The sequence below is a fragment of the Stenotrophomonas sp. INTA L402-1 genome (assembly GCF_059295135.1).
The window spans coordinates 145,372-153,265 of the sequence record NZ_JCAFWP010000004.1 but is presented as its reverse complement, the minus strand read 5'-3'; the positions used below and the strand labels follow the sequence as shown (position 1 = coordinate 153,265).

The window sequence follows — 7,894 nt, the reverse complement described above, 5'->3', positions numbered from 1 at the left end:
CCGCTGTTACTTCTCCCCCCCCCCCCCCCATCCCACCAACCCGGGTGGGGGGGCGGCCGTTTTTTTTTTATATCCCCCCGGCCCCCGGGTGGGTTGTTGTGTGTTTGCGGGGTTTTTGTTTTTGGGGGGGGGGGGGGGGGGGGGACGCCGTGAATCCGTCCCTGGAGGCTTGGCCGCGGCATCCATGCCGCGGACACCCCCGCCCAGCCCACCCGCCCGGCCCCTGACAGTTTCCGTGGCCATCACCGCGGGAAAAGAAAAAAGAAGATCAAGAACAAAGGCAACGGCAACAGCCGCGTGCTGTGAGTAGGGGGCGGATCCATTTTCCGGAGGAAAACGAATCCGACCCCTTCTTGTTTTCCGATACACCTCATCCACGCATAGCGTGGAAAACCCACCGTCACCGGGAAACTGTCGGAGGCGGGGAGGGGGCAGATGGCGGGACCGTCCACGGCATGGATGCCGTGGCCGAGCCTACAGGGACGTACTTGCGGCGTGTCCCGCCATCTGCCCCCTCCCCGCCAAGCAAGCAGCAACCCAGAGCCGCTCTGGCTTTTGAATCTGCACTTGCTTGAAAGAAGCGGTGCAGCCGCAGGCTGCAAAACACCCTCAATCCTGATCGTGCGCGCGCGCCGCCTCCGCCTGGGTCTCCTCCTGCGCCGCCATCTCGCGCGCGATCCACGCATCGATCATGTGCCGCTGGCGCTGCGCCTGCCGCCGCTCCCGCGTGTACTCCTGGTCCAGCACCCGGTACAGCGACACCATCACCAGCACCATCAGCAGCGCGAATGGCAACGCCGCAATCGTGATCATGCCCTGCAGTGCATCCAGGCCACCGGCCAGCAGCAACGCCGCTGCGATCAGCGCCACCGCGATGCCCCAGGCCAGCTTGCGCTTCAACGGCGGATCGCCTGCCTCGTCAGTGGACATGCTGGCCAGCACCAGCACCGCCGAATCGGCTGATGTCACGAAGAAGATCATCAGCAGCACCAGTGCGATGCAGGAAAGCAGCAAGGGTAGCGGCATGCTGTCAAACAGGGTGAACAGCACCGTTTCATAGCCGTTGCCCAGCGCCTGCACCAGGTCGGCGTGGCCGAAGATCTGCGCCCACAGCGCAGTACCACCAAACACCGCGAACCAGAAGAAGCCCAGCACCGTGGGTGCCAGCACGACGCCGATGACGAACTCGCGGACGCTGCGCCCACGCGAGATGCGCGCGATGAACGAGCCGACGAACGGGGCCCAGGAAATCCACCACGCCCAGTAGAAGATGGTCCAGTCCGCTACCCATGTGCTTCCCGAGAACGGCGACATGCGCAGGCTCATCGTCACCAACTGGTTGAGGTACGACCCCAGTGTGGTGGTGAACGTATCGAAGATGAATCCGGTCGGGCCCAGCACCAGTACGGTGGCCGCAAGAAGCGCGGCCAGTGCAAGATTGAAGTTGGACAGCCACTTCACCCCGCGCTCGACACCGCTGGCGGTGGAGGCCATGTACAGCACGAACGCGATGGCGATGATGGTCAGCTGCAGTGGCACACCCGCGTGCAGGCCGAACACGCGTTCCATGCCGGCAGCGATCTGGATGGTGCCGAAGCCCAGCGTGGTGGCCACGCCAATGGCAGTGGCAACAACCGCGGCGATGTTGACCACGCGTCCGATCCAGCCGCGATGGTGCCGGCCGATGATCGGTTGCAGCATGTCACTGACCAGTCCACGGCCATTGCGGTTGAACTGGAACCAGGCCATGGCCAGGCCGATCAGCGCGTAGATCGCCCACGGGTGCAGGCCCCAGTGGAAGAATGCATAGCGCATCGAAGCCCGCGCCGCGTCCATGCTCTGCGGTGCGAGGCCTTCCGGAGGCTTGGTGAAGTGGGAAATCGGCTCGGCGGCGCCCCAGAACACCAGGCCGATGCCCATGCCGGCGGCGAACAGCATCGACATCCAGCTGGCGCGCGAGAACTCCGGCTCGGCATCTTCACCGCCGATGCGCAGGTTGCCGAAGCGACCGAATGCCAGATACATCAGGAACGTCAGTGCCAGGAACACGACCAGAAGATAGAGCCAGCCGACACTGCGGATGACATCGGCCAGTACCGACTGCACCACGGTATTGAAGGGGCCGGGTGCAACACCGGCAAGCAGCACCAGAAGCAGAACCAGTGCGATGGAAACGCGAAACACCATGAAGGAGCTTCTCCGATCAAGGGATTGAGGGGAGCGAGCAGAGCTTGCTGCGAGGGGCCGGCGACATGCAGCACAGACCGGGCAGGGGCCGCGAAGGCGGCGGGGAAACACCGGCCGCAGCGGCACGATGCGTGTGCACGTTACTGAATGCGATGTCACGGTTCTGTTAATGCAGAAACAGCGGATCCACGCCGTGCGTGGATGGAACAGCCAGGAGCTGCAGTGCGTTCTATGCTCTAATGCACACCAAGAAGCGGGGGTACCGCGGCCATGTGGCCACGGTTGAGACAGTCCCTTGGAACCTGATCCGGCTCATACCGGCGTAGGGAAGCTTTGCAGTGCAGCCATGCCCGGACTCCGCCCAAGGACCGTCCGGGCGCGGCAGCAGTGCGCCGCCGCTTCGTCCCTGACCTTCCTGGACGATGCCCGATGAACGCACAGCTCTCCGCCCTGCAGCAACAGGCCCAGCAACTCTCCGAATCCGTGACCCGGCCCATTCCCGGCTCGCGCAAGATCCACGTGCCCGGTTCACGCCCGGATCTGCAGGTGCCGATGCGCGAGATCGCGCTGACCCGCACGCCGACCTTGTTCGGCGGCGAAGAGAATGCACCGGTGACCGTTTACGACACGTCGGGCCCGTACACCGATCCGGAGGTGCGCATCGATCTGTCCGCTGGTTTGCCGGCACTGCGTCGCGGCTGGGTGGAAGAACGCGGTGATACCGAGCGGCTGGAAGGACTGAGCTCTTCGTTCGGTCGCGATCGCGAGCATGACCCGAAGCTCGATGCGGTGCGCTTCCCCACGCGCAGCCTGCCTCGCCGTGCGCGTGCAGGTGCCAACGTCACCCAGATGCACTACGCGCGCCGCGGCATCATCACGCCGGAAATGGAATTCGTCGCCATCCGCGAGAACCAGCGGCTGGACGCGATCCGCGATGCCGGGCTGCTGCAGCAGCACCCGGGCGAGGCGTTCGGCGCTTCGATCCAGAAGATCATCACCCCGGAGTTCGTGCGCGACGAAATCGCCCGCGGCCGTGCGGTGCTGCCCAACAACATCAACCATCCGGAAAGCGAGCCGATGATCATCGGCCGCAATTTCCTGACCAAGATCAACGCCAACATCGGCAACAGCGCTGTTTCCTCGGGCATTGCCGAGGAGGTGGAGAAGCTGGTGTGGGCGATCCGCTGGGGCGGTGACACGGTGATGGACCTGTCCACTGGCAAGCACATCCATGAGACCCGCGAGTGGATCATCCGCAACTCGCCGGTGGCGATCGGTACCGTGCCGATCTACCAGGCGCTGGAGAAGGTCGATGGCCGCGCCGAAGCACTCACCTGGGAGATCTTCCGCGACACACTGATCGAGCAGGCCGAGCAGGGCGTGGACTACTTCACCATCCACGCTGGCGTGCTGCTGCGCTATGTTCCGCTCACCGCCAAGCGGGTCACCGGCATCGTCAGCCGCGGTGGCTCGATCATGGCCAAGTGGTGCCTGGCGCACCACAAGGAGAATTTCCTCTACACGCATTTCGAAGAGATCTGCGAGATCATGAAGGCCTATGACGTGACCTTCTCGCTGGGTGACGGCCTGCGCCCGGGCTGCATCGCAGATGCCAACGACGCGGCGCAGTTCGGTGAGCTGGAGACGCTTGGCGAACTGACGAAGATCGCCTGGAAGCACGACGTGCAGACCATGATCGAAGGCCCCGGCCACGTGCCGATGCAGCTGATCAAGGAGAACATGGACAAGCAGCTGCGCGAGTGTGGCGAAGCGCCGTTCTATACGCTGGGCCCCTTGACCACCGACATCGCACCGGGCTACGACCACATCACCAGCGCGATCGGTGCGGCAATGATCGGCTGGTTTGGTACGGCCATGCTCTGCTACGTGACACCGAAGGAACACCTCGGCCTGCCCAACCGCCAGGACGTACGCGACGGCATCATGGCCTACCGCATCGCCGCGCATGCGGCCGACCTGGCCAAGGGACACCCGGGCGCGCAGGTGCGCGACAACGCGCTGAGCAAGGCACGCTTCGAGTTCCGCTGGGAAGACCAGTTCCATCTCGGGCTGGACCCGGAGAAGGCCAAGGAATTCCATGATGAGACCCTGCCGAAGGATGCGCACAAGCTGGCGCACTTCTGCTCGATGTGCGGCCCGCACTTCTGCTCGATGAAGATCACCCAGGACGTGCGCGACTACGCCGAGGCCGGCATGAAGGAGAAGTCGGAAGAGTTCCGCGCGGCCGGCGCCGAGGTCTATCACCAGGGCTGACGTGTAACGGGTAGTGCCGGCCGCTGGCCGGCATTCAGTCGTGCGTGGGGCCGGCGAGAGTGCCGGCCAGTGGCCGGCACTACCGCTCATCACGCCGCTCCCGGCTATCCTCCGCCCATCACCCTGGGGAAAGGACGCCATGCCCGTTGCCATCACCACCCGCTGGCTGGCCATTGCCCGCCGCCATCCTTCGGCCTGGCTGCTGGGTGCCCAGTTGATCGCGGTGCTGCTGTATCCCGCACTTGATGACACCGCCGGCGGCCGTGCGGCACTGGGCATGTTCGGCATGGCGGTACTCGGCCTGGCGCTGTGGGTGGTCCAGCGCAGTCCGCTGGGCACCTGGCTGGCACTGCTGCTGGCCATTCCTTCGGTGGTGTTCTCGCTGGCCGGCGCACTGCTGGATCGCAGTGCGCTGCTGACCACCGCGCAGCTGCTGGAAAGCCTGCTGTACTTCTATACGGCCGGTGCGCTCATCGCCTACATGCTCCAGGACCATAAAGTCACCCGCGATGAACTGTTCGCAGCAGGTGCGACATTCACGTTGCTGGCGTGGGCCTTCGCGTTTGCTTTCGCCGTGTGCCAGCAATGGTATCTGGGCAGTTTCCAGGGCACCGGTGGTGGCGCGCAGCGCACCTGGATGGAGCTTCTTTATCTGAGCTTCAGTTTGCTCTCGGGTGTTGGCTTGAGCGACGTTGTGCCACTGCATCCGCAGGCGCGCGCCTTGGTCATGCTGGAGCAGTTTTCAGGCGTGATGTACGTAGCTTTGGTGGTTTCGCGACTGGTTGGATTGACCATGCTGCGGCGCATGTGAAAATGAACGCCAGATAAAAATTTCGCGCCCCGCAGGGCGCGAATGGTGCAGCAAATTATGTGAATGCGTCGGCGAGAGAGAGCCTGGATGTCGACCACGCGATAGGCGAGGTAACCCGCATAGGCTAGTATTCACCCGCTTCATTGTTTTTGCGGTATGCGCCGATGCTTTGTGCGGAGTCTGGCTTTTTGCTGTTCCCAGGACGGGAGGGTATCGAAGGCAAACGCTGCCCCGGACCTGTCTCTACTGTGTAGCGGAAAATGAACAGCAGTGAATACCAGCCCCCCGGATTCGATCGGATCCGGATAGGAGAGTGCACTGTCACTCTGTCCTCGCGCGAAGTCGAGGTCGTGGGTGCGCGTCGCCCGCGTCGGCTGACGCCGAAGGCGCTGGGCGTGCTGCGTGTGCTGCTGCGCCAGCCGGGGCGTGTTGTCACCCGCGATGAACTGTTCGCGGAAGTCTGGCCGGACACGCTGCCGACCAATGATGTGCTTACCCAGGCCGTCACCCAGCTGCGCAAGGCGTTCAGCAATGACGACGACAACGGCCAGGCCTATATCGAGACCATCGCCAAGACCGGCTATCGCCTGCTGGTGCCGGTGCAGATATTGGACGATGTCGAGCCGGCGCCGCCCGCGGGAGCCGATGACGAAATCGTGGACATGCAACCGGCGATGGCCGTCGCCGAGGTGATGCCGCCACACGTGCAGGCATCGCGCCGCCGCTGGCGCCACGTCCGCCGGCGCGTACTGCTGGTGCTGGGCGTGCTGATGCTGGCCACGGTGGTGGTGCTGACCGCGCTGCTGCTGCGGCGGGCACCGGCCAGCAGTTCAGCTGTGGACGCGGCCGTGGAGAACGGCACGCGCGTGATCGGCAGCCCGCAGCGTCCCTATCGGTTGATCACCGCGACCAGCGGCTTTGAAACCTATCCCACGCTTTCACCCGATGGTTCATTGGTGGCCTATGAGGGCGCCAACGAAGACGGGCAGGGCGGTGGCGCGATCAAGGTGCAGACCTCCGGCAACGCGCCTGCGCGGCAGCTGCTGGCTCCGCCGGCCGGCTCGGTCGATCGCTTCCCGAGCTGGTCGCCGGATGGACGCGAGATCGCCTTCGCGCGGTTCAGCAACAACGGCGGTTGCCAGGTGCTGATCGCCAGCGCGACCGGTGGTGCCCTGCGCCAGGCCACACGGTGCGATGGCACCGAGCTGCTCAGTTTCGACTGGACGCCGGACGGCCGTGGTCTGGTGTTCGGCAGCATGGTGGGGCGCTATGCCCATCGCGGCATCCGCAAGCTTGATCTGGCCAGTGGCCAATGGGAGGCGCTGGACTACGGTGTCGCCGAGGATGACTTCGACTATGCGCCGCGCTACTCGCCTGATGGCAAGTGGCTGGTATTCGTGCGCAATCCGCAGCTGGGCGACCTGTGGCGCATGCCGGCCGCGGGTGGCACGCCCGAACAGCTGACCAACGAGGCCGCTGAACTGCGTGGCTGGGCCTGGTTGCGTGATGGCCGGACGATCGTGTTTGGACGCCGTGTCGACAGTGAGGTGCGCCTGTATTACCTGGACGTCGAGAGCCGCACGCTGCGCGACGCCGGGCTCGACGACGCACAATGGCCGGCGACGGCGCGCCGCGCGGGCATGCTGGCCTTCGTTCACCGCCGCGCGCAGTTCGGCATCTTCAAGGTGCCGATGGAGGGCGGTTCACCCCCGCAGCGCCTGTTTGCGTCCAGCGGCCGGGATGGGCAGCCGATGGCGGCGCCGGATGGACGCCAACTGGTGTTCACGTCCGATCGTTCAGGCAGCTTCGCGCTGTGGTGGGCGGACATGGAGCGCCCCGATTCGCTGCGGCCTATCGAAGGATTGCGGCCTGAGGCACGTCAGGCACCGGACTGGTCGGCCGACAGCCGGCGGTTGCTGGTGGTCGGGCGCGACGAACACGGACGCACGGTGGTCTATGAGATCGCCCCACGTGACGAACGCGTCCAGCCGTTGCCGGTACCGTCGGAGCAGCCGCTGCAGGCACTGTACGGCGCAAACCCGGACCAGCTGCTGGTAGTCGAGCGCGATGACCAGCAACAGACCCGGCTGAGCCTGTTTGATCGAAGCGTGCAGCCTTGGCGCCGCCTTGCCAGCATCGAGGGCGTGTCTCAGGCGCGGTTCGATCGCAGCAGCGGGCGTGTGCTGTTCACCCGCCTGGCGGCAGGTGGCCTGTGGTCGGTGGATGCGGCGCTGGCGCCAGGCAGCGTGCAGCAGATCAGCGATGACCAGCCCAGCCGGTGGCGGTACCGGGCCTGGACCGTGGCCGGCAACAGTGCGATCGGCTATCTCGGTACGTCCACCCGCTGCGGTACGACACTGGTGCTGATCCAGGCCGGGCGCGAGGAACCGGAACGCTGCCTGGATGCGGAACGCCTCAGTGCCGGCAACGGGCTGAGTGCCGGCGCCGATGGGCGCACCCTGTTCGTGGCAATGGCGGTTAGCGACGGTGCCGACATCGGTGTGATGCGTTTGCCCGAGCGCTCGCCGACGCTGCTTCCGGCGTTCTCCAAGTTGTTGTTGTTCAACGGAAATGGGCCTTCGTAATTTCTTCGTGGCGACCTCGCCGCGAATTCGTGGCGAT

The 7,894-nt window shown here is 65.0% G+C and carries 4 protein-coding genes and 1 riboswitch; of the genes, 3 read left to right on the top strand and 1 reads right to left on the bottom strand.

Going from position 1 to position 7,894, the window contains the following annotated elements:
- Positions 1-609: 609 nt before the first annotated feature.
- On the bottom strand, positions 610-2,187 hold the full coding sequence (locus tag AC5O77_RS05370) for a BCCT family transporter (protein ID WP_049400562.1): 1,578 nt from the start codon (positions 2,185-2,187) through the stop codon (positions 610-612).
- Between the two features lie 245 nt (positions 2,188-2,432).
- Positions 2,433-2,534, top strand: a riboswitch (TPP riboswitch).
- An 82-nt stretch (positions 2,535-2,616) separates the two neighbouring features.
- On the opposite strand from AC5O77_RS05370, the gene thiC reads away from it, so the two are divergent.
- The 3 genes from thiC (at position 2,617) to AC5O77_RS05355 (ending at position 7,857) form a co-directional block, all read left to right on the top strand.
- Positions 2,617-4,461, top strand: coding sequence for a phosphomethylpyrimidine synthase ThiC (gene thiC, locus AC5O77_RS05365; RefSeq protein ID WP_494506554.1), 1,845 nt, complete (start codon positions 2,617-2,619; stop codon positions 4,459-4,461).
- 139 nt (positions 4,462-4,600) lie between these two features.
- Positions 4,601-5,272 carry an ion channel gene (locus tag AC5O77_RS05360; protein WP_478057765.1) on the top strand — a complete coding sequence of 224 codons (672 nt, stop codon included), beginning with the start codon at positions 4,601-4,603 and terminating at the stop codon, positions 5,270-5,272.
- Positions 5,273-5,532: 260 nt separating this feature from the next.
- Positions 5,533-7,857, top strand: coding sequence for a winged helix-turn-helix domain-containing protein (locus AC5O77_RS05355; RefSeq protein WP_478057764.1), 2,325 nt, complete (start codon positions 5,533-5,535; stop codon positions 7,855-7,857).
- Positions 7,858-7,894 lie beyond the last annotated feature (37 nt).

Coding starts and splice junctions, on each gene's coding strand:
- thiC (WP_494506554.1), top strand. CDS start 2,617: ATGAACGCACAGCTCTCCGCCCTGCAGCAACAGGCCCAGCAACTCTCC.
- AC5O77_RS05360 (WP_478057765.1), top strand. CDS start 4,601: ATGCCCGTTGCCATCACCACCCGCTGGCTGGCCATTGCCCGCCGCCAT.
- AC5O77_RS05370 (WP_049400562.1), bottom strand. CDS start 2,187: ATGGTGTTTCGCGTTTCCATCGCACTGGTTCTGCTTCTGGTGCTGCTT.
- AC5O77_RS05355 (WP_478057764.1), top strand. CDS start 5,533: ATGAACAGCAGTGAATACCAGCCCCCCGGATTCGATCGGATCCGGATA.